The 20,190-nt window shown below is 58.5% G+C and carries 18 protein-coding genes; 8 read left to right on the forward strand and 10 right to left on the reverse strand.

Features of this window, described 5'->3' with window-relative positions; all coding sequences use genetic code 11:
* Window positions 1-75: 75 nt before the first annotated feature.
* Window positions 76-642 carry a CoA pyrophosphatase gene (locus tag I6L34_RS21200; protein ID WP_005351753.1) on the reverse strand — a complete coding sequence of 189 codons (567 nt, stop codon included), beginning with the start codon at window positions 640-642 and terminating at the stop codon, window positions 76-78.
* Between the two features lie 42 nt (window positions 643-684).
* Window positions 685-1,968 (reverse strand): aminodeoxychorismate synthase component I, encoded by a 1,284-nt coding sequence (gene pabB / locus I6L34_RS21205; protein ID WP_254202986.1) that lies wholly within the window; start codon window positions 1,966-1,968, stop codon window positions 685-687.
* A gap of 294 nt (window positions 1,969-2,262) precedes the next feature.
* Between pabB and I6L34_RS21210 the strand changes: the two genes are divergently transcribed.
* A complete protein-coding gene (locus tag I6L34_RS21210; RefSeq protein ID WP_005345328.1) occupies window positions 2,263-3,789 on the forward strand; it encodes a fumarate hydratase in 1,527 nt (508 codons plus the stop codon).
* Between the two features lie 203 nt (window positions 3,790-3,992).
* On the opposite strand, the gene I6L34_RS21215 is transcribed toward I6L34_RS21210, so the two are convergent.
* Entirely contained in the window at window positions 3,993-4,571 is a 579-nt protein-coding gene (locus I6L34_RS21215) for an alkylphosphonate utilization protein (RefSeq protein ID WP_005333203.1), read from the reverse strand.
* Window positions 4,572-4,754: 183 nt separating this feature from the next.
* Between I6L34_RS21215 and I6L34_RS21220 the strand changes: the two genes are divergently transcribed.
* From I6L34_RS21220 to I6L34_RS21235, 4 genes are all read left to right on the forward strand, one after another.
* Window positions 4,755-5,975: a methyltransferase gene (locus tag I6L34_RS21220; RefSeq protein WP_216955298.1), complete on the forward strand. Its 1,221-nt coding sequence runs from the start codon at window positions 4,755-4,757 to the stop codon at window positions 5,973-5,975.
* Between the two features lie 306 nt (window positions 5,976-6,281).
* The gene (locus I6L34_RS21225) at window positions 6,282-7,745 is read left to right on the forward strand and encodes a chitinase (protein ID WP_075114729.1); all 1,464 of its coding nucleotides are present in this window, start codon (window positions 6,282-6,284) and stop codon (window positions 7,743-7,745) included.
* A gap of 508 nt (window positions 7,746-8,253) precedes the next feature.
* Window positions 8,254-8,601 carry a GFA family protein gene (locus I6L34_RS21230; protein WP_075114728.1) on the forward strand — a complete coding sequence of 116 codons (348 nt, stop codon included), beginning with the start codon at window positions 8,254-8,256 and terminating at the stop codon, window positions 8,599-8,601.
* Window positions 8,602-8,632: 31 nt separating this feature from the next.
* Entirely contained in the window at window positions 8,633-9,241 is a 609-nt protein-coding gene (locus I6L34_RS21235) for a histidine phosphatase family protein (protein ID WP_058057657.1), read from the forward strand.
* 130 nt (window positions 9,242-9,371) lie between these two features.
* Here I6L34_RS21235 and I6L34_RS21240 read toward each other — a convergent pair whose 3' ends face one another.
* Together I6L34_RS21240 and smrB are read right to left on the reverse strand one after the other, a co-directional pair.
* Complete coding sequence (locus I6L34_RS21240; RefSeq protein WP_013723774.1) at window positions 9,372-10,667, reverse strand: diguanylate cyclase; 1,296 nt, start codon at window positions 10,665-10,667, stop codon at window positions 9,372-9,374.
* Between the two features lie 57 nt (window positions 10,668-10,724).
* Window positions 10,725-11,249, reverse strand: a complete 525-nt coding sequence (gene smrB, locus I6L34_RS21245; protein ID WP_005333198.1) for an endonuclease SmrB — start codon at window positions 11,247-11,249, stop codon at window positions 10,725-10,727.
* Between the two features lie 82 nt (window positions 11,250-11,331).
* Between smrB and prmB the strand changes: the two genes are divergently transcribed.
* Together prmB and aroC are read left to right on the forward strand one after the other, a co-directional pair.
* Entirely contained in the window at window positions 11,332-12,267 is a 936-nt protein-coding gene (gene prmB, locus I6L34_RS21250; protein WP_058051987.1) for a 50S ribosomal protein L3 N(5)-glutamine methyltransferase, read from the forward strand.
* 12 nt (window positions 12,268-12,279) lie between these two features.
* Window positions 12,280-13,368: a chorismate synthase gene (gene aroC / locus I6L34_RS21255; protein WP_058058188.1), complete on the forward strand. Its 1,089-nt coding sequence runs from the start codon at window positions 12,280-12,282 to the stop codon at window positions 13,366-13,368.
* A 111-nt stretch (window positions 13,369-13,479) separates the two neighbouring features.
* Here the strand turns inward: aroC and I6L34_RS21260 are convergent, their stop codons facing one another.
* Window positions 13,480-14,310, reverse strand: a complete 831-nt coding sequence (locus tag I6L34_RS21260) for an ABC transporter substrate-binding protein (RefSeq protein WP_058058187.1) — start codon at window positions 14,308-14,310, stop codon at window positions 13,480-13,482.
* 348 nt (window positions 14,311-14,658) lie between these two features.
* On the opposite strand from I6L34_RS21260, the gene I6L34_RS21265 reads away from it, so the two are divergent.
* Window positions 14,659-16,059, forward strand: coding sequence for a DEAD/DEAH box helicase (locus tag I6L34_RS21265; RefSeq protein WP_019445132.1), 1,401 nt, complete (start codon window positions 14,659-14,661; stop codon window positions 16,057-16,059).
* A 118-nt stretch (window positions 16,060-16,177) separates the two neighbouring features.
* On the opposite strand, the gene I6L34_RS21270 is transcribed toward I6L34_RS21265, so the two are convergent.
* The 4 genes from I6L34_RS21270 to I6L34_RS21285 form a co-directional block, all read right to left on the reverse strand.
* Complete coding sequence (locus tag I6L34_RS21270; RefSeq protein WP_058058186.1) at window positions 16,178-16,828, reverse strand: hypothetical protein; 651 nt, start codon at window positions 16,826-16,828, stop codon at window positions 16,178-16,180.
* A gap of 116 nt (window positions 16,829-16,944) precedes the next feature.
* The gene (locus tag I6L34_RS21275; RefSeq protein WP_043819987.1) at window positions 16,945-17,331 is read right to left on the reverse strand and encodes an MAPEG family protein; all 387 of its coding nucleotides are present in this window, start codon (window positions 17,329-17,331) and stop codon (window positions 16,945-16,947) included.
* A 218-nt stretch (window positions 17,332-17,549) separates the two neighbouring features.
* Window positions 17,550-18,107, reverse strand: a complete 558-nt coding sequence (locus I6L34_RS21280; RefSeq protein ID WP_058058185.1) for a hypothetical protein — start codon at window positions 18,105-18,107, stop codon at window positions 17,550-17,552.
* A 253-nt stretch (window positions 18,108-18,360) separates the two neighbouring features.
* Window positions 18,361-19,554, reverse strand: coding sequence for an aromatic amino acid transport family protein (locus I6L34_RS21285; protein ID WP_058058184.1), 1,194 nt, complete (start codon window positions 19,552-19,554; stop codon window positions 18,361-18,363).
* Between the last annotated feature and the right edge of the window lie 636 nt (window positions 19,555-20,190).

The following is a 20,190-nucleotide window of genomic DNA, read 5'->3' on the forward strand; positions in this document are numbered from 1 at the left end:
AATTAATGTTTATCAATTGGCACGTTATTTTAGTGTTAATGATTAAATCTCGCTCAGCCAAATGTAGGTAAATTGTTATTTTGCGAGATGCTGGGCTAGCTGGTTGATCATGCTGGCGGTAGCTCCCCAGATAAAGTGCTGTTGCCAGGGTATCCAGTAGATAGTGTGTGCTTTCCCCCCTCTGGAAAGGGTCAGGGGGATGTGGTTGCGTCGATCCAGCAGATGGGTCAGCGGCACTTCGAAGGCGTGATCCACCTCATCCGGACTCAGGATGAGGGGATAGTTGCCATCGAGCAGCCCCAGCACCGGCAGTACCTCGAATCGTGACACCGTATTGAGCGGGTTGAGGGTGCCGATCACTTCAATCAGTCGGGCCGGAATGCCGAGCTCCTCTTCGGTCTCCCGCAGCGCTGTGGCAATGAGGTTTTCGTCGCCGGGATCCTGTCGCCCGCCGGGGAAGCTGATCTGTCCCCCATGATGACGCAGCCGTGGGCTGCGCCGGGTCAATAACACGCTGAGCCCCTCATCGCGCATCACCACCGGGATCAACACTGCCGCCGGACTGAGCCCGCCGATGGCGAGGCGATGGGCCGGGGCGGGTCGCTGCAACTGGAAGCGGGTCAACAGTTCGTGGCGATCCATGGCGGGGAGCTCTCCTGTGTGTTGCCTTGACGGTGGGGAGGGTTACAGCGCCGACAGCGGCGGCAGGATGCGGGCGACCTTGTCATAAGTCTCCTGATATTCGCTGTCGGCGTCGGAGTCGGCGATGATGCCGCCACCGGCCCAGCAGTGCAGACGACCCGCTTCGGCGATCAGAGTGCGAATGCAGATGCTGGTATCCATCCGGCCATGCTGGCTGAGATAGCCGATGCTGCCGCAATAGGCATTGCGGCGCTGTGGCTCCAGCTCTTCGATGATCTCCATTGCCCGGATCTTGGGGGCGCCGGTGATGGAACCACCCGGGAAACAGGCCCGCAGCAGATCGACTCCTTGCCAGCGTGCATCCAGCTCACCGTGGATGGTGGAGACCAGATGATGTACCGCCGGAAACGACTCCACCGCAAAGAGATGAGGCACGCTGACCGAGCCAGGCCGGCTGACCCGACCTATATCGTTGCGCAGCAGATCAACGATCATCAGATTCTCTGATCTGTCCTTGTCCGCCTGCGCCAGCTCCCGCGCGACTTGTCGATCGATGGCCGGATCGGGGTGGCGAGGGCGAGTGCCTTTGATGGGTTTGGTTTCGATATGACGGCCATCAAGCAGCAGGAACCGCTCGGGAGAGAGGCTCAGCAGCGCGCTCTCCGGCAGGCGGATAAAGGCTGAGAAGGGGGCCTTGTTGGCGGTTGCCAGCAGGCAATAGGCCTGCCACTCATCCCCCTGATAGGGGGCGCTGAAACGCTGGGTCAGGTTGATCTGGTAGCAATCCCCTGCGGCGAGATATTCCTGAATGCGGGCAAACTTCTCGCCATACTCGGCGCGGCTCATATTGCTCTGCCACGCCCCCAACAAGGCAAAAGCGGGGGCCGGTTTGGCCTGCTGCTGTTCAAGCCAGGCCAGCCGGTTGGCAAGGCCCGCTTTATCCCCCCAGTGCACCAGCTGCCAGTCGCCGGTCGCCACATTGCGCAGCAGCGCCCAGTCGTAGATGCCCACCGCCATGTCCGGCACCGCGATATCGGCGGCGGCCTGCACTGGCAGTCGCTCGAAGCGACGGCCGAGATCATAGCCAAACAGGCCGAGGGCGCCGCCAATAAAGGGCAGGTGAGTGGCGCACAGATCCAGCTCCCCCAGCAGCTGTTGCTGGGTATGGGCCAGCAGGGCGAGGGGATCTTCGCTGTGTTCGCTGATATCCGCCCCGACACGCAGAGTGGTCACCTCGCCGCGGGTTTCGAGGGTCGCCAGCGGATCGGCAGTGATGATATCAAAGCCGTTATCGGCGCCGACTGGTCCCGCCGATTCCAGCAACATGGCCCACGGCTGATGTTGCAGGCGGGCAAAAAGCTGATGGAGTTCAGCACTATGGTCTAGATGATGGATATGAAGTGTTGGCGTCATTTTATGTTACACAGGCAACAGTTTGGTTCCCGAACCCTAGTCGGTGCTGGTGGGCAAGCGTATCATAGGTGTCGGTGACTTAAGAAAAAACTGCCGTGTCGTTCGCTTTTTGCTGGTTGATAGTTTTTAGCCAGCACGTCAGCACGGCCCATCATATGGAAGCCCTTGCCCTGCTCCGTGGCAGAGACAAGGACCAGTGAGGATGATATGAGCATTATAAAAAAACAGGATTTCATCGATTCTATCGCAGATGCCCTCCAGTACATCTCCTATTACCACCCGTTGGATTTTGTTCAGGCTGCCAAAGCGGCGTATGACCGTGAGGCCAACCCAGCCGCCAAAGATGCGCTGGCCCAGATCCTGATCAACTCCCGCATGTCCGCCGAAGGTCATCGCCCGCTCTGCCAGGACACCGGCATCGTGACCTGTTTCGTCAAAATTGGCATGCAAGTCCAGTGGGACAGCGACATGACGGTGCAGGAGATGGTGGACGAAGGGACCCGTCGTGCCTACACCAATCCTGACAACCCGCTGCGCGCCTCCGTGCTGGCCGATCCGGCCGGCAGTCGCAAAAACACCAAAGACAACGCCCCTGCCGTGGTTCATATCGACATGATCCCCGGCAACAAGGTGGAAGTGAGCATCGCGGCCAAAGGCGGCGGCTCCGAGAACAAATCCAAGATGGTGATGCTCAACCCCTCTGACGATATCGTCGAGTGGGTGCTGAAAACCGTGCCGACCATGGGCGCAGGCTGGTGCCCGCCCGGCATGCTGGGCATCGGCATCGGCGGTACCGCCGAGAAAGCGGCGGTGCTGGCCAAAGAGGCCCTGATGGAGCACATCGACATTCAGGAGCTGATCGCCCGTGGCCCGCAAACCACCGAAGAGAAGCTGCGGGTCGAGCTCTACGACAAGGTCAACAAGCTGGGGATCGGTGCCCAGGGTCTGGGTGGTCTGACTACCGTGCTGGATGTGAAGGTGAAATCTGCGCCGACTCATGCCGCTTCCAAGCCGGTGGTGATGATCCCCAACTGCGCTGCGACCCGCCACGTTCACTTCGAGCTGGATGGTTCAGGCCCTGCCGAACTGACCCCGCCGAAACTGAGCGACTGGCCGGAGATCACCCGTGAAGCGGGTGGCAACGTGCGCCGCGTCAACGTCGATGGCATCACCAAGGCCGAACTGGCCAGCTGGAAGAGCGGTGATACCGTGCTGCTGTCGGGCAAAATCCTTACCGGTCGCGATGCAGCCCACAAGCGTATCGCCGACATGCTGGCCCGTGGTGAAGGGCTGCCGGAAGGGGTCGATTTCACCAACCGCTTTATCTATTACGTTGGCCCGGTCGATGCGGTGCGCGACGAAGTGGTCGGCCCGGCAGGCCCCACCACCTCCACCCGTATGGACAAGTTCACCGACATGATGCTGGGTGAAACCGGCCTTATCGGCATGATCGGCAAATCCGAGCGGGGCCCGAAAACCGTCGAGAGCATCAAGCAGCACAAGGCCGTCTATCTGATGGCGGTCGGCGGCGCTGCCTATCTGGTGGCCAAGGCGATCAAGAAAGCCCGCGTGGTGGCATTTGCCGATCTCGGCATGGAAGCGATCTACGAGTTTGAAGTGGAAGATATGCCGGTGACCGTAGCGGTCGACTCCGAGGGTAACAACATCCACGAAACCGGCCCGGCCTACTGGTCGGCCAAGATTGCCGAGCTGGATGGCAAGCTCTCCTCCTGAGTGACCATTTCCGCTGCCGGTTAACGACATCTGCCATGTAAACAAGGCGCATCCATCCGGATGCGCCTTTTTGCTTTGACTGGCCTGTTATGGGCTCAGGTTGGCCGTTTGTGGCAAGCGGGCATAAAAAAGGATGGCGTGACGCCATCCTTTTTCGTTGTGCTTGTGCTCTGGTAGTAGACAGCAGAGCAATCGCCCCTGGCTTAGGCCTTTTTCAGGTAGGCCGCAACCAGAACGATCTGCACGCCGTTGACCTTGCCTTCAATATGGAGCGGGTTGTTGGTCAGACGGATGCCCTTGACCAGGGTGCCGCGCTTGGCGGTAAAACCGGCACCTTTCACGTCCAGATCCTTGATCAGGGTGACGGAGTCGCCCTCTTGCAGCACGGCGCCATTGGAGTCAACAGTCGGTACGCTGTCATCATCTTCGTCAGCAATACCAGCTTCAGCCCAAGCCTTGGCTTCGTCCTCCATGTACATCATGTCCAGTAGATCCTGAGCCCACACCTCACCCTTGCCGGAGAGTGCTTTGAGCTGGCGCCATGCCATCACCTGCACCGCAGGCACCTGGCTCCACATGCTGTCGCTCAGGCAACGCCAGTGGTTCACCACCAGGGTATCCGGTTGTTCCAGCTGACCACGGCAGGTGTCACAGATAGCAACGCTGTGATCATCGTCGCTGGCGGGGGAGTGAGGCACCACGAAGGCGGTCAGCGCCTGCTCGGCGCTGCACAGTTCACACTTGGCGCCCGCGCGCGCTTGCAGAATGGCGTTGATGGTCATGTTGTTGGTCCCATAGCTAGTGTAAAGCGACCCGCGTTGGGCGGGGCGCGTGAAAGAGGGGGCGGAATATAGCATAAAACCCCGTACTTTGTCAGGTCTGCCCTGGGTCACAGGGTTGGCGGTGCTGTTGTGCGGCACAGATCGTCAGGTATTGAGAGTGCAATTTGAAGCGGGATCGCTAGAATGAGCCTCCTTTTTGACTGCAAGGCAGGGGCATTCGTGCTGGCTCAACGTTTTCAACAACTGGATCGACTGCTCACCCGCTACCGACGCTGGTGGCAATATCAGCCATATCATCATTTGACCATGGCCTTTGCCGATGAGGCGCCCGAACTGGCGGCGTTGCTCAATGGGCTGACGCTCGGCCAGTTGGCAGAGCTCGATGCGGATATGGATGCCCTCAGCAGTCTTCTTGCCCCCTGGATTGCCGAGGGGACCGAGCTGCAGCAACTCAGCCAGCTTGCCCGGTTTACCCCGGAGCCCATCACCTGCAGCAAGGAGATGGCGCTGCATATGCCGGGGCGCAAGCAGGCTCAGATCGAGTCGTTCACCGCCTGTCTGCCTGCCCATCAGGGCCCCTATCTGGAGTGGTGTGCCGGCAAGGGCCACCTTGGGCGGCTGGTGTCACTTCATCGACAGGCTCCTATCCTCAGTCTGGAGTTGCAAGGGCAGCTTTGTGACGAAGGTCGGCTGCTGGCCGAGCGGGATGGCGCCAATATGACCTTTACCTGCGCCGATGCTTTTGCCCCCGAGTCGGCGGCGCTGATCGCCCCCGAACATCACGCTATGGCACTCCATGCCTGCGGCGAGCTGCACACCCATCTGCTGGAGCGGGTGGCCGAGCGCAGTGCCCGCGGAGTGACCATCTCTCCCTGTTGTTACCACCTGATCCGTACCAGCCACTATCGCCCGCTGTCAGCCGCGGCCAGCGCCAGCGAGCTGGTGTTGAGCAAGGCGGATCTCAAGTTGCCGCTACAGGAGACGGTGACTGGCGGTGCGCGGATCGCCCGCCTGCGCGAGCAGGAAGTGGTGTGGAGGCTCGGGTTTGACTGCCTGCAGCGTCAGGTGCGCGGTGTGGATGAGTATCTGCCGGTGCCCAATATGCAAAAGAGCCTGCTGACCGGCACCTTCGAGACATTTTGCGCTTGGGCTGCCGAGCGCAAAGGGATTGTGCTGCCAGCCGGGCTGGACTATCCCGCCTGGTTGGAACACGGGGAGCGTCGCTTTGGTGATATCGCCCGCATGGAGCTGGTACGTCATTTATTTCGCCGTCCCCTCGAGATCTGGCTGGCGCTGGATCGCGCGCTCTTTTTGCAAGAGCAGGGCTATCGGGTCGAAGTGGGGGAGTTCTGTGCCAAACCCATGACCCCGCGCAATATCCTGATCCGTGCCGTGCGCGCCTGACGTCCGGCTCTCTCGCGCATTTTTCTTGAACATTGATAATGGTTGACAGGCTGAGCGTGTCAGCCATTTTTTTTATCACGAACAATGAATGGATGGCAGATCACCTGGCCGTGTCAATCGTCCCCAAAATGGGCAAAGATCACGCTTTGGGGTTTTCGTTTGGGTTCTTTTTCTTTGTTTCAGCTGCACTGAATATCACAAGGTGAAATGGCTCACAAAATCTGCTTATTTCTTATTTCTCATCGTGAATTTAGTTGTTGAAACACCTACTCTTGGAACGCATTAATTCAAACAAGGACGATAAACATGTTCAAACCCAAGCGTTGTGTCTGGCTGATCGCTGCCGCCTGCGCATTGCCAAGCTATGCCGCAATGAGTGCAGCCATGAATATTCAACCCGATCCGCAAAATGCGGGAGGATATGTGATTGCGGCCCCGGATCTAGCAGCCATGGAAAAAGCCAAGACGGCCAATCCCATGTATGCAATATGGGCCAAGGCATTGGCGACCCGGTCAAATAAAATCGTTGATGCCATTGAACCGGGTCTGGCAAGCAATCCTGACAACGTAAAACGGGTTGAACGGGTATTTCCCCAATCTGAATGGGAATATTTAACCCAGATGGCAGCGCCGGAATATACTTATGTCCGCTTCTTGCGAGCCATCGGTAAATTCCCTGCATTCTGTGGTGAATATACTGACGGGCGTGATTCTGATGCGATCTGTAAAAAATCCATCGTGACCGCCTTTGCCCACTTCTCTCAGGAGACCGGTGGCCATATTGCCAAGGAGAACGTCTCCGATAACCCGCTGGGGCTGGAGGAGTGGCAACAGGCGCTGGTGCATGTGCGGGAGATGGGCTGGTCAGAGGGACAGACCGGCTACACCACAGGCTGTGGCCAGAACGACTGGCAGAACAAGAAGTGGCCTTGCAGCACGGGTCAGGGGTATTTCGGCCGCGGCGCCAAGCAGCTTTCTTACCACTTCAACTACGGCGCCTTCTCCGAGGCGATGTTCGATGGCGATGCCTCCGTGCTGCTCAACAACCCGGGTCTGGTGGCTGACTCCTGGCTCAACCTCGCTTCTGCCATCTGGTTCTTCCTCACCCCGCAGGCCCCGAAACCGGCCATGCTGCACGTGATTGATCGCACCTGGGTACCCTCCAAACGGGAAGCTGACGCCGGTATCGGCTATGGCTTCGGTACCACCATCAACGTCATCAACGGCGGCATCGAGTGTGGCGAGCAGAACAAGGACAAGGGGCAGCCGGTCAATCGCATCCGCTACTGGGAAGGGCTGGCCAACCACTACCAGATCCCGATCAAGGCGGATGAGAAGAACACCTGCTGGCAGCAGACTCCCTATGGCAGCCTCAATCTTAACGGCGCTACCGACGTGCTCTACACCAACTGGGATGGCAACTGGAAGTACTATCCGGATCGTCCGGGCGGTTACTCCTTCGAGTGCGAGCTGGTGGGCTTTCAGACCGCTTATTCTGCGCTGGTGCCGGGTGATTACGAGAAGTGCGTGACCAACTTCTACGGCTCCCACGCCAACTGGCCGAAAGTGCGGATCGTGGACAAACTGACTCCACCACCGGTCGATCCGAGTGAACCCCCCATCGATGGCAACCCGACCTGGGAAGCGACCAAGGTCTACACCGCTGGCAGCAAGGTGAGCTACAAGGGAGCCGTCTATCAGGCCAAATGGTGGACACAGGGGGATGATCCCGCCAAAGGCGGCCCCTGGGTTGTAGTTCCTGCCAAATAAGATGGCGTAATTTAACTCCCAAAGAGGAGAGGGGGGATAACTCCTTCTCCTCATTAATTATCAACAGTGCATCACTGAATATTATCTTGTATTTTCAATGGTGCTTATGTTCTAACTGATAAGGTGAATTTTTATCTGAAAATTGAAATGAAATTGTGTTGAATCAAAGTTGAGAATAAAATTTATATTCAGGTTCGTTAGCCCCCATAAACTAGCGTCTTCTGATGAGCGTAGTGCGCTACTTGCGAATTCATTTTCCACCATAAAATGAAACCTCTCATTGCGAATATGAGGAGTATCTTCTCTATTGGTAAACTGTCATTTATCACCTGAAATAGTGAGGTCTGGCTATATCACTCAGCTTTATCTAGGTACATTGTCGCTTATTCCCTTGAGAAAATAGATGTAAACGGCCGGTTTATATTGGTAATCTCTTTGGCTTGTGCAAAATTGCAACAAGGGGGCAAGATGAAGGGGGGGTTGTCATTGCGGGGCGATCCGTTATGAGATGCTGACTGCACCTTTTGCGGCCGATTTTTGTCACTGTCGGGATTGCCAGCGCACCACGGGGGCACCGGTCGGGGCCTGGATGGACTTTCACGCCGAACAGGTGCAGTGGTTATGCGGCAAACCGACCGAGTATGCGTCTTCAGATTTTATCCGACGGGGATTTTGCGCCGAGTGTGGCTCCACCCTCACGTATCGCAGCACCCAGTACCCTGACTATCTCACGTTGGCTATCGCCTCTCTCGATAATCCAGAGGCTGTTGCGCCAACCTATCACATCCATACCGACAGCCAGCTGCCCTGGTTGTCGATCCAGGACGAGCATCCCCGTTATCGCAAAGGGAAGTAAAACCAAGGTAGCCCCAACAAGGGAGGTTGACATGGAGCTGGTAGTTATCCGCCATGGCGAGACGCAAGCCAATGCGGAAGGGCACTATCAGGGCGCGCTGGATATCGGGCTCAACGACGATGGCGTGCGCCAGATATCCCAGCTGGCTGAGAAGGTAGCAGTGACAGAGCCGCCGTTTGATCGGTTGCTGGCATCTCCCCTGCTGCGAACAAGGGAGAGCGCTGCCATCTTGTCTCGTCAGCTGGGATTGGCTGTGGAGCTTGTGTCAGCCTTTCGTGAGAGGGATGTCGGCCTGTTTGAAGGGCTGACGCAGGCAGAAGCAAGGGATCGCTATCCCGAACTGTGGGCGCGCAATATCACCCAGCGCTGGGCTGACGCTCCTCCCGGTGGTGAAACCATTGATGAGGTGATTGCTCGGGTCTCGCAGGGACTCACGGAACTTGTTTCGACCATGCAAGGGGAGCGGATACTGCTGGTGGCACACGGTGTGGTCGCCAAGGTGATCCGCGCCGTAACGATTGCCGGTTTTGATGACTTCTTTGAATGGCAATTGCCCAACGGCGGCATGCTGTCGGTGAGGCTCTCTCTGGATGATGGTGGCTCACTGCGCTTTAGCCGTCCCCTTGATGGTTGTCATTGAAAAGTGCACCAAAAGCATGACGAGAAAAAGCGCTACCGAAGAGAGTAGCGCTGTCTTTTGTATTCGTTGCGGTTGGTTATCTCTGCAGGCAAAGGTTAGCAGTGTCACCAGAGGGCAGGGGCGTGCGCCATCAGGTCGGCTCCGGTTCCTCTTTGCGGCAGCAGTTGCGCCCCTGTTTCTTGGCCAAATAGAGGGCGGTGTCGGCTCGTCTAACCATCTTCTCTACAGTGTCATGGCTGCCCTTGCTGGCGCTGATCCCGATACTGATGGTGAGGGAGATCTCAAGAGCCCCCTCCAGTGCATGGTGCTGGGATTCGATGGCTAGCCTGATCCGCTCGGCGCTGGCCCAGGCTAGCTCGAGGGAGGTTTCCGGTAGCAGTACGATAAACTCTTCGCCACCCCAACGACCCAGCATGTCCACCTCCCGCAGCTGTTTGCTGATCCGTTTCACCAGACTCAGGATCGCCAAATCCCCCTGCTGATGGCCAAAGGTGTCGTTTACTTCCTTGAAGTGGTCGATATCGATCAGCAGCAGGCTCATGGTATGGCCAAAACGCTGGCAGCGCTGCATCTCGGCGTTGACCAGCTCGTTGAAGCGGCGCCGGTTGGCAATGCCGGTGAGGGGATCCGTGGTAGCGGCGACCTTCAACTCCTCCACCAGGCGGGCTCGCTCCGAGATATCCCGCAAGATGGCGGTCATCTCGGTGGTCGGGCCCAAATTGATTTTGGCGATGGTCACCTCCAGCGGGAATTCGCTGCCGTCTCGGCGCAGACCCATCACCGAGGCGCGGGCATGCATCGGGCGCGAATTGATGGGGGAGCTGCTGAAGGCTTTGAAATAGGTTTCGTGATTGGCACGAAAACGCTGAGGAAGCAGGGTTTCCAGCCGCTTGCCGAGATAGCTTTCGTCGATCCCGAACATCTCGCAGGCGGCGGTATTGATAAGCTCGATGCGTGACTCGCTGCTGACACTGATGATGCCGTCATAGGCGGAGTTGACCACCGCTTCGAAGCGACGGCGACTGGTGGTGAGCGCCTCTTCCAGCTGCATCCTGGCGGTGATGTCGATAGCGGTCACGATGATCCGGTTGATCCGTGCCTGCTCGGGGATGATTGGGGAGAGAATAAAGCGCCACCAACTGGTACGTGACAGGCTGTCGATAGGCAGCTCGCTCTCGAGCCCGGTCTGCATGCGCACACATTCGTGCATTGGCGGCTCGATGGTATTGGTGATGTAGCGGGGAAACATCTCGCTCAACTGTTTGCCAATGCTGCCAAGGACATCCAGCTCGAACGCCTTGGCAAAGGTATCGTTGGCAGAGACCAGCACAAAGTGATCATCCTTGTCGAGGCTGAACACCGCCACGGCTGCGCCGATGGCGTCGAGAGATGACTTTATGTCGGCATGGGAACCCTGTGTAAACATGCGACCTCCACGGCGAATAACATATTGATATTCAGTATAGTGTGGTCGTTTGGCTAACTACTCTTCGATATCCAGCAACACCAGAATGGCGCTGTCGCCACCCCATTCGCGGGGAGCCTGATGGAAGGCGCGCACATTGGGATGCTGGGCCAGCCAGCTGGGAATGCGCTGCTTGAGAATATGTTTGCCGATGCCGTGCATCACCGAGGCGACGTGAATGTTTTCTTTTTGGCAGAGGGTGAGCAGGGCGGCCAGCTCCTGTTTTGCCTGCTGCTGGTTCATGCCGTGCAGATCGAGATAGATCTCCGGCGGATAAATGCCCCGCTTGAGCTTTTTCAGCTCAAATTTTGACACATCTTCCCGCACGTAACGGGTCGGCCCATCATCATCGAGATGGGGCTGATACTCATCGCTGAAATAGTGGTCAACCCCAAGCTTTTCGCGGGTTTCGCGCAATTCGCGTTTCTGCTTGACCGGGCGTAACTCGGCCCTTATGGTATCTTGCTTGATTTTCCGGGTACCTTTTATCGCATCGCGGAACAGCAGGGTTTCCTCGTCTGTCGGTGAGGGCGTTTTTTTCATCAGATGCTCATGTATTAGGTATGCGTCTTGCCCGCAACGTAAACGGGGCTCGGGCCGGATATTACTCGACTTGGAGGTGGATTTGGACAAGATATTTATCGATGAGGTGGTTGCCGAGATGCACACCATCCAGGACATGTTGCGTTGGGCCATGAGTCGTTTCAACGACGCCGGGATTTTTTACGGTCATGGAACCGACAACGCCTGGGATGAAGCTGTGCAGCTGGTACTGCCCGCGTTACATCTGCCACCGGATGTAGACCCGGCCATGCGCCACTCCCGTCTCACCAGCAGCGAGCGTCACCGTATCGCAGAACTGATTATCCGCCGCGTACAGGAGCGGGTACCGGCCGCCTACCTGACCAACAAGGCCTGGTATGCCGGTTGGGAGTTCTACGTGGACGAGCGGGTGCTCATTCCCCGTTCCCCCATTGCAGAGATGGTGGCCAACCGTTTCGCACCCTTCCTCAAACATGAACCGACCCGGATCATGGACCTGTGCACTGGCTCCGGTTGTATTGCCATCATCATGGCCCACGAGTTCCCGGAAGCGGAAGTGGATGCCATTGATATCAGCGTTGATGCGCTGAACGTGGCCGAGCGCAATATCAACGATCACGGGCTGGAGCAGCAGGTCATTCCGATCCGCTCCGATCTGTTCCGCGATCTGCCGGCGGGCGACAAGTACGATCTCATCGTCTCCAACCCGCCCTATGTCGACTCCGAAGATATGTCGGATCTGCCGGACGAGTTCCGTCACGAGCCCGAGCTGGCGCTGGCGTCCGGCTCCGATGGTCTCAAGCTGACCAAGCGTCTGCTGGCCCATGCGGCAGATTTCCTCAAGGATAACGGCGTGCTGGTGGTCGAAGTGGGCAACAGCATGATCCATCTGGAAGCCCAGTTCCCCGAGATCCCCTTTACCTGGGTTGAATTCGAAAACGGCGGTCACGGCGTCTTTGTGATGACCCGTGACGAGCTGGTGCAGTATCAGGATCATTTCGCCATCTACAAGAACTAAGCAGGAGCGCGCATGGCAGGGAACAGTTTTGGTCAACTCTTTCGGGTCACCACCTTTGGCGAGAGCCACGGCCTAGCGCTGGGCGCCGTGGTTGATGGCTGCCCGCCTGGGCTGGAGATCAGCGAGGCGGATCTGCAGGGGGATCTGGATCGGCGCAAGCCGGGCACTTCCCGCTACACCACGCCGCGCCGCGAGCCGGACGAGGTGAAGATCCTCTCCGGGGTGTTCGAGGGCAAGACCACCGGCACCTCCATCGGGCTGCTCATCGAGAATACCGATCAGCGCTCCAAGGATTACTCCGACATCAAGGATCTGTTCCGGCCGGGTCACGCTGACTACACCTACCACCAGAAGTATGGTCAGCGGGACTATCGCGGCGGTGGTCGCTCCTCCGCCCGCGAAACCGCGATGCGGGTAGCGGCGGGGGCGATCGCCAAGAAGTACCTCAAACAGGTGCATGGCATCGAGATCACCGGTTTTCTCTCCCAGCTCGGCCCCATCAAGGCGGAAGGCTTTGACGCGGCGCAGATTGAGCAGAATCCCTTCTTTTTCCCCGATGCGGGCAAGCTGGAAGAACTGGATCAATACATGCGTGACCTGAAAAAAGAGGGCAACAGTATCGGTGCCAAGGTGCAGGTCATTGCGCGCAATGTGCCAGTGGGTCTCGGTGAGCCGGTATTTGATCGCCTCGACGCCGACATTGCCCACGCAATGATGGGCATCAATGCGGTGAAAGGGGTGGAGATCGGTGACGGCTTTGCGGTAGTGGAGCAAAAAGGCTCCGAGCATCGCGACGAGATGACCCCGGCGGGCTTTGCCAGCAACCATGCGGGCGGCATTCTGGGTGGGATCTCGTCGGGTCAGGATATCGTGGTGAGCATGGCGCTCAAGCCCACCTCCAGCATCACTGTGCCTGGCAAGACCATCAATACCGAAGGCGAGGCTATCGAGATGATCACCAAGGGTCGTCACGATCCTTGTGTCGGCATTCGTGCCGTGCCCATCGCCGAAGCCATGCTGGCGCTGGTGTTGATGGATCACCTGCTGCGCCATCGTGCCCAGAATCAGGGGGTGTTGACCCATACCCCGCAGCTGCGCTGATCCCTGTTGCTGCTCATCGACTGAGCGCTCCCTGTTCGGGGAACAAGTTCGACAATACCAAAAAGGCGACCTTCGGGTCGCCTTTGCTATTTCAGGTGGCGGCTTATCCCGTCAATGCTTGCGGAGAGTGCGGGTCAGCAGATCCGCGGCGCCCGGATCGGCATTGAGGCGACACCTGGGGGGCGAGAACTTGTTGTGGGGTTTGGGCAAGGCATGAATGGCCTCGTTGACTTTGAGGATCTGTTCTTCGCTCACGCTGTTTTTGGCAAACATCAGACTGACCGGCTGGTGGTGTAGCAACAGCTGGCAGCTGATAAACTCTTCGGCCCCCAGATGGGCCAGCCGGTAGCGGGCATATTGCCACTCCATGATGATGCCATCGAGGCGGCGAGCCAGCAGCAGATCGATCATCCGCTCATCGGCGTTGTATTCGGTCGCCATTTTAAGCGCCGGGCAGCTATCCATCTGATGCATGGGGCGGGTGCCGCGCAACTTGCCTATCTTGAGCCCTTTCTCGTTGCACAGCGCGGGCAGATTATCGAGCTGCGCCCAGCGATCCTGATGGCCGGGAATCGGGTCATTGCTCAGCAGCACATAGGCACTCTGGCGGTAGGGGGTCGAGAAGCGGGCATAGCTCTGGCGCTCCGGCAGAGGGAGGGCGGCCATCGCCACATCCAGCTGATCGTGTTCTACCAGATGCAGTGCCCGCGCCCAGGGAAGCTCGCGAAACTTGGGGGCAAAGCCCGCCTGGGTGAGGATCTGGCGGGTCAGGCTGACATCCAGCCCATCCAGCTCACCCCGGTTGTTGATTTGGCTGAAGGGGGGCCAGTGACTCCAGGCCACGGTCAGGGTCTGACTGGCCTGCAGGGCAGGGCTTAGCAGCAGAAGCAGCAGGCCAATCCTTGCCTGCCAGCTGCCGCGGGGACGATATGGCGTGGTCATAGCTAAACCTCGTTATTGTGTTCTTTTATCCCGTGCTTTTGCCCTGCGAGCCATGCCTGCGAGGGCTGATATTGTGTTGCCAGTTAATAGTGTGGTGCGTGCTACATCAATCAACGGGATTATTCGGGGGGCAGGAGGGGGATTTTCTGTTCGTGCTGGGAGGAGCATCACATTTTTCTCGTTTATCCCGGGCAACTCCGTTAGACTGCGCCTCTATTCTTTCCCCTTTGCTCTGCTCCCCGGGGAAATCGTTGTTTTCTCAATAGGCCCAGATCTTGTGAGATGGCATCGGCTCAGCAGAGGAGCCCCACCACAAATCCCCGGCGCCCCTATCTCTAGCAGGTAATTATGAGTTTTACTTCCCTCGGTCTGGCCGAACCCTTGTTGCGTGCCGTTGCCGAACAAGGCTACGACACCCCGTCTCCCATTCAGCAGCAAGCGATCCCCGCCGTTCTGGCTGGCCGCGATCTGATGGCGGCGGCCCAAACAGGGACCGGCAAGACCGCAGGCTTTACCCTGCCGATGCTGCAACGTCTGATGGAGAGCAAGCGCAAGGTTTCTCCGAACCGCATTCGTGCGCTGGTGCTGACCCCGACTCGCGAGCTGGCCGCCCAGGTGGGCGAGAGCGTGCGTAACTACGGCAAACACCTGCCGATGCGCAGCCACGTCGTGTTCGGCGGCGTCAGCATCAATCCGCAGATGATGGCGACTCGCCGTGGTCTGGACGTGCTGGTGGCCTGTCCCGGCCGTCTGATGGATCTTTACAACCAGAACGCCGTCAAGTTCGACGAAGTGGAGATCCTGGTACTGGACGAAGCGGATCGCATGCTCGACATGGGCTTTATCCGCGACATCCGCCGTATCCTGGCCCTGATGCCGAAGAAGCGTCAGAACCTGCTGTTCTCCGCCACCTTCGCCGACGAGATCCGCGAACTGGCCACCGGTCTGCTGGATAACCCGGCGGTGATCGAAGTGGCCCCGCGTAACAGTACTGCCGAGCGTATCGAGCAGCTGGTGCATCCGTGCGACAAGGCCAACAAGATCGCGCTGCTGAGTCATCTGGTCACCAGCAACAACTGGCAGCAGGTACTGGTGTTCACCCGTACCAAGCACATGGCCAACCGTGTTGCCGAGACTCTCGACAAGAACGGCGTCAGCGCCGCCGCCATCCACGGCAACAAGAGCCAGGGTGCCCGTACTCGTGCGCTGGCCGGCTTCAAGGATGGTAGCGTCAAGGTGCTGGTGGCGACCGACATCGCCGCCCGTGGTCTGGACATCGACAAGCTGCCGCAAGTGGTCAACTTCGAGTTGCCGAACGTGGCGGAAGATTACGTTCACCGCATCGGTCGTACCGGTCGTGCCGGTGCTGCCGGTCACGCCATCTCCCTGGTTGCAGCCGATGAAGGCAAGCTTATCAAGGCGATCGAGCGTCTGACCAAGCAGAACATCCCGTGCGAGCAGGTGGCCGGTTTTGAAGCCTCCCGCGAGACCCTCGACAACATCGCCCGTGGTATCGGCGCGCCGCTGCGCAAAGAGCCCCGTGATCCGAGCGAGCAGCGCCGTGCGCCGCGTCCGCAAGGTCAAGGCCAGCGTCAGGGGGCCGGTCGTTCCGCCTCCAATGGCAATGCGGGTGGTGCACGTACCGGTAACGGTGGCAAGCCCAAGCCGCAAGGTGGTCAGCGTCCGGCTGATGGCGTTGGCAAACCGGCTCAGGCCCGTCGTCCACGTCGCTCTACCCACAACCAGTAAGCGGCTCGGGAGTTTGACTCCCCAGCTATGCGGTTGACTGAAAAGCCCTGCCAATCTGGCAGGGCTTTTTGTTTTTTCAGCCATGTAATCGGCACGGTGTGGTGCTGCGAGAACCGCGCTAGATGGCGGAGAGGTACTGCTTTTGCATCGTCAGCCAGCGGCCGTTGTTGATAAACGCCAGCTGTATCTTGAGCAGGGCCGCAATTTCCGCGCGGTGCTTTTTATCGAGGTAGAGAAAGACCTGCTCTTTGGTGATCTTCTGCCAGGGGGACGCCAGTGCAGGTTGAGAGGCGGGGCGCATCTTGATGAGCCAATCCACTTTGCCTCGATGCAGTTGGGCAAGCCCCTGCTTCTCATCGTTCAACCAGATGACCTGATAGTTGCCGAGGAAGCGCTCGCACCACTGGATGCCACGCAGGCAGCCAATCACGGTACCCTTGGCAGGGGGCCAGCTCGGGTTATCCCTTGGCTGACCATAAATCGCCGCCTCCGAGATGGGGGCACCGATCTGCAGCAAGTGGGGATAGGTCTGATCAAAGCCCTTGATCCGGGCCATATCGCCATCGACGGCATGGTCTGCCTCAATCAACTTTTCGCAGCGGGCATAGGTGCAGGGGATCAACTGAAAGTCGATGCCGGCCCGGCCAAACCAGTCATGAATAAAAGGGCGCAATATCGCAGTGTGTTCGACCGCTGCCGCCAGCTTTAGCGGGGTTGCGTGGGCAACGGGAGTCAGCCCGACAAGCAGTAACCAGCCAATCCAGTTCATATCGCACTCCTGAATCGGGCTTGTTTAAGCAGAACTGTTGCGACTATCTGTGCAGTGAAGAATAGCCGATTGGGATGGCTGCCAGACCGCTTCGCCAGCTATTCGTGACGGCCGGGTCAGGGGAGCAGCGCCGTGATCAGGATATGGGCAGCGCTCACCAGGATCACCGTGAAGGTCAGCCCCATTCCCGCCACTCGATAACGGAAGTTCTCCGGCGTGCGGCTCATGCCAAATGCATGGCAGAGACGGCCAAGCAGCAAGGCACTCCCCAGCAAATGAACCAGCCAGGGGGCATGGCTGCCGGTTTCGACGAAATAGACCAGCAGCAGGGCGAGGGGGACATACTCGGCAAAGTTGGCGTGTACCCGCATGGCGCGCAACATGGCGGGGTCATCCCCATGCCCCAGCGCCACCTTGCGGCTATGGCGGGTGCGAATGGTTCGAATGCTCAGCAACACAAACAGCAGCGCGAGCAGGGCCGCGTAAACAGGCAGTATGGTCATGGTATCTGGCTCCTTGTGTGATGATATCGAGTAGCTGGTGTTGAGACGCGATATTGCTCGGCATCTCAATGGCTTGCCTTGAGGGTAGCAGCAAACTGCTTTAGCACGACCGTCATCCACTCACTTGCCATCGGCCAAGCGCAGGCGCAAAACAAACAGCCCTGCCGAGGTGGCAGGGCTGTATTTTGACCGTGTTGATGGTGGGCTGCGCCACGTCATTACCCCTCGTAAGGGAGGGAGGAGTGGTGCAGCACGATACGCACCTTGCCATCATCCCCCTTCTTGAAACCCCAGGTCTTGTCGACAGTGGTCTCCTTGTTGTCGCGATCTACCAGATGCACCTTGCCGATGGTCAGCGCCATGTCGCCGCTGATATAGACGGCGGCATTGTCATAGCGATAGCTCTGCCAGTTTTTCAGGGCGAACCCTTTGTCGGTGGGGTAGGCGCTGTTGTTGCCGACAAAGTAGGCCAGCGCCCCCTCGCGGTTGGTGCGAAAGGTCTGCTCGCCACCGGCCAGGGTGGGTTTGAACAGCACCGGCCCCTGCTGGTAACCATAAGCGCTGTCTAGCACCGACTCGGCGGTCGCCTTGGCGCGCTCAATCCCACCGGCGCGATAGTCATCGCTGATCTTGATGAGCGCCGCGCCCCAACCATCCTGCGCGGCCTTGATCTCCGCCTCGGTAATATTGTTGTTGGCGATTTCGGCTGCGCTGAGTGCGCCGCTGGCGGCAAGCAGGACGAGGGCAAGGGTACTCTTCTTGAGGTGCAACATCATTGTTTTCAAACTCCTGATAGCGATAAACGAGCGGGTAGTGTAGCGAAGGGGCATGAACGGTTTTTGAACTGATTATTCAGGGTTAGGTAGTAAAAAGGTCGGTATATAGCTGAAGGTTTGGGTGTTTGTTTGGTAAGGGTCGATCTCTTAATTAATGGCGGATGCCTGTATCCAACTTGATTTCTTTTCCAACAAAAAGCCCCGTCAAGTTAATTGGCGGGGCTTGGCTATTTGGGGCGTTTAGTATCGGGGATTACAGCGCTGGCAGCATTCCAAGGCTGACGCTGATCTGTACGCCAACAATCAGCACGCCCATGGCGGCGGCCACTCCCAGCGCTATCACGCCACCCGGGGCGCGGTAGTGGTGGGCGGGGGCTTGCTTGCGGCTCTGCCACACCAGCGCTACCGGCAGCAGTACCGCGAGGATCGCCAGCGCAATGGCGGCGTAGCCGAGCGCCATGATAAAGCCCTGCGGGAAGTAGAGGGCAAACAGCAATGGCGGCACAAAGGTGATAAGGCCAGTCTGGCTGCGGCCCTGCCAGTTGTCCTTGCGGCGGGTCACCTTGGCCATAAAGTCGAACAGTCCCAGCGTCACCCCGAGGAAGGAGGTGGCGAGCGCCAGATCGGCAAACAGGTGCATCGCCTGATTAAACGCAGGCCAGCTCACCAGTTTGCCAACGTTGGCCAGCAGGCTGTCCAGCGCGCCGCCGGTTTGCAGCAGGGCTTGCTGGCCGAGCAGACCGAGGATTGCCACCTGCCACAGCACGTAGAGGATCAGCGGCAGGGCAGAGCCCCAGACAAAGACCCGGCGCAGCTGCTTGGGGCTGTCACCGAGGTAGAGCATCACGCTTGGAATGGAGCCGTGAAAGCCGAACGAGGTGAAGATGACCGGCAGGCCCGCCAGCAACAGGCCCTGACCTAGCGGCATCGAAAGTAGATGCTGCCCTTCGGTGCGGGGCAGCAGCAACGCCAGCACCACCACCATGATCACCAGTTTGACGGTGAACATCAGCCGGTTGAGGTAATCCACAGAGCGGGTGCCGACACAGACCATGCCGCCAAACAGCAGGGTAAAGGCCCAGGCGGCCTGCTCCTGGCTGAGGGTCATGCCCGCATCGGCCAGCGCCTGTGCCAGCAGGCTGCTGCCGCCGCTGATGTAGGCGGAGGCCAGCGAGTAGAACAGCATCAGGATACAGAAGGAGGCGATGCGCTTGCCCCAGGGGCCGAGCAGATGGTCCGCCAGCTGGTGCAGGTACCATTTGCCGGTGTTGAGGCTTGCCTCTACTTGCAGCATGGCGGTGAAGGCCATCAGAGCCCAGAGGCCGACCATCAACATCAGGGTGGCGGGGCCGCCGAGGGAGGAGGAGGCCAGCGGCAGGGCCAGCATGCCGGCGCCTATAGTGGTGCCGGCAATCAACAGGGTACAACCCAGGGTTTTGGTATTCATGTTATCCATCCGAAAGTGAGCGGAGATGTTGCAAACAAGAGAGAGCCAGTTGGCTGTGTCGGGAGGCGCCTCCGGGGGAAAAGCCGGAGGCTAGCAATATCGGCGTGGAAACATCTGTACCTGAAACCTGTCGGTTGTAAAAGATGGTTGCCACGTTAACGGATCGAAATAGTGGAGACAACCCCTAAAAAGCGGATCTTGTGCTGTGGATGACATTTAAGTGGAAATAAAAAATGACACTTGACGCTATGTGCCGAAAAAAATGTGCGCCTTGAGGGGGCGATGCCAATCCGCTTCAACCGGCCCTCGGGAGCGGAGGGGGTTGCTACAGGCGTCTGGAAGGGGCGACAGAGGGCAAAACAGGGCGCTAGCGGCCCGAATGGTTCGGTATAAGTAAAAATAGGGTCATACGGCAAAAAGCTATAAATTCAATTTATAGCGAGCCGATGGGCCGATAAACGGGCCCTGAGCAGGGGTTGCAAGCCCTGTCGGCCGGTTGGCCGATCTTCCGCTGGCCAAACAGGCGCGTGCAAAGATGGGCGTTGTGAAGAGCAGTCGCACAGGCTGTCAGTTTTGGCTGCCCATTCCGGCAGTTTTTGCAGGCAGCCTGTGTGGTTGTGGGCAATTGCCATAGGC

Origin of the sequence: Aeromonas sp. FDAARGOS 1404 (assembly GCF_019047085.1) — a bacterium.
Taxonomy (GTDB): domain Bacteria; phylum Pseudomonadota; class Gammaproteobacteria; order Enterobacterales; family Aeromonadaceae; genus Aeromonas; species Aeromonas veronii.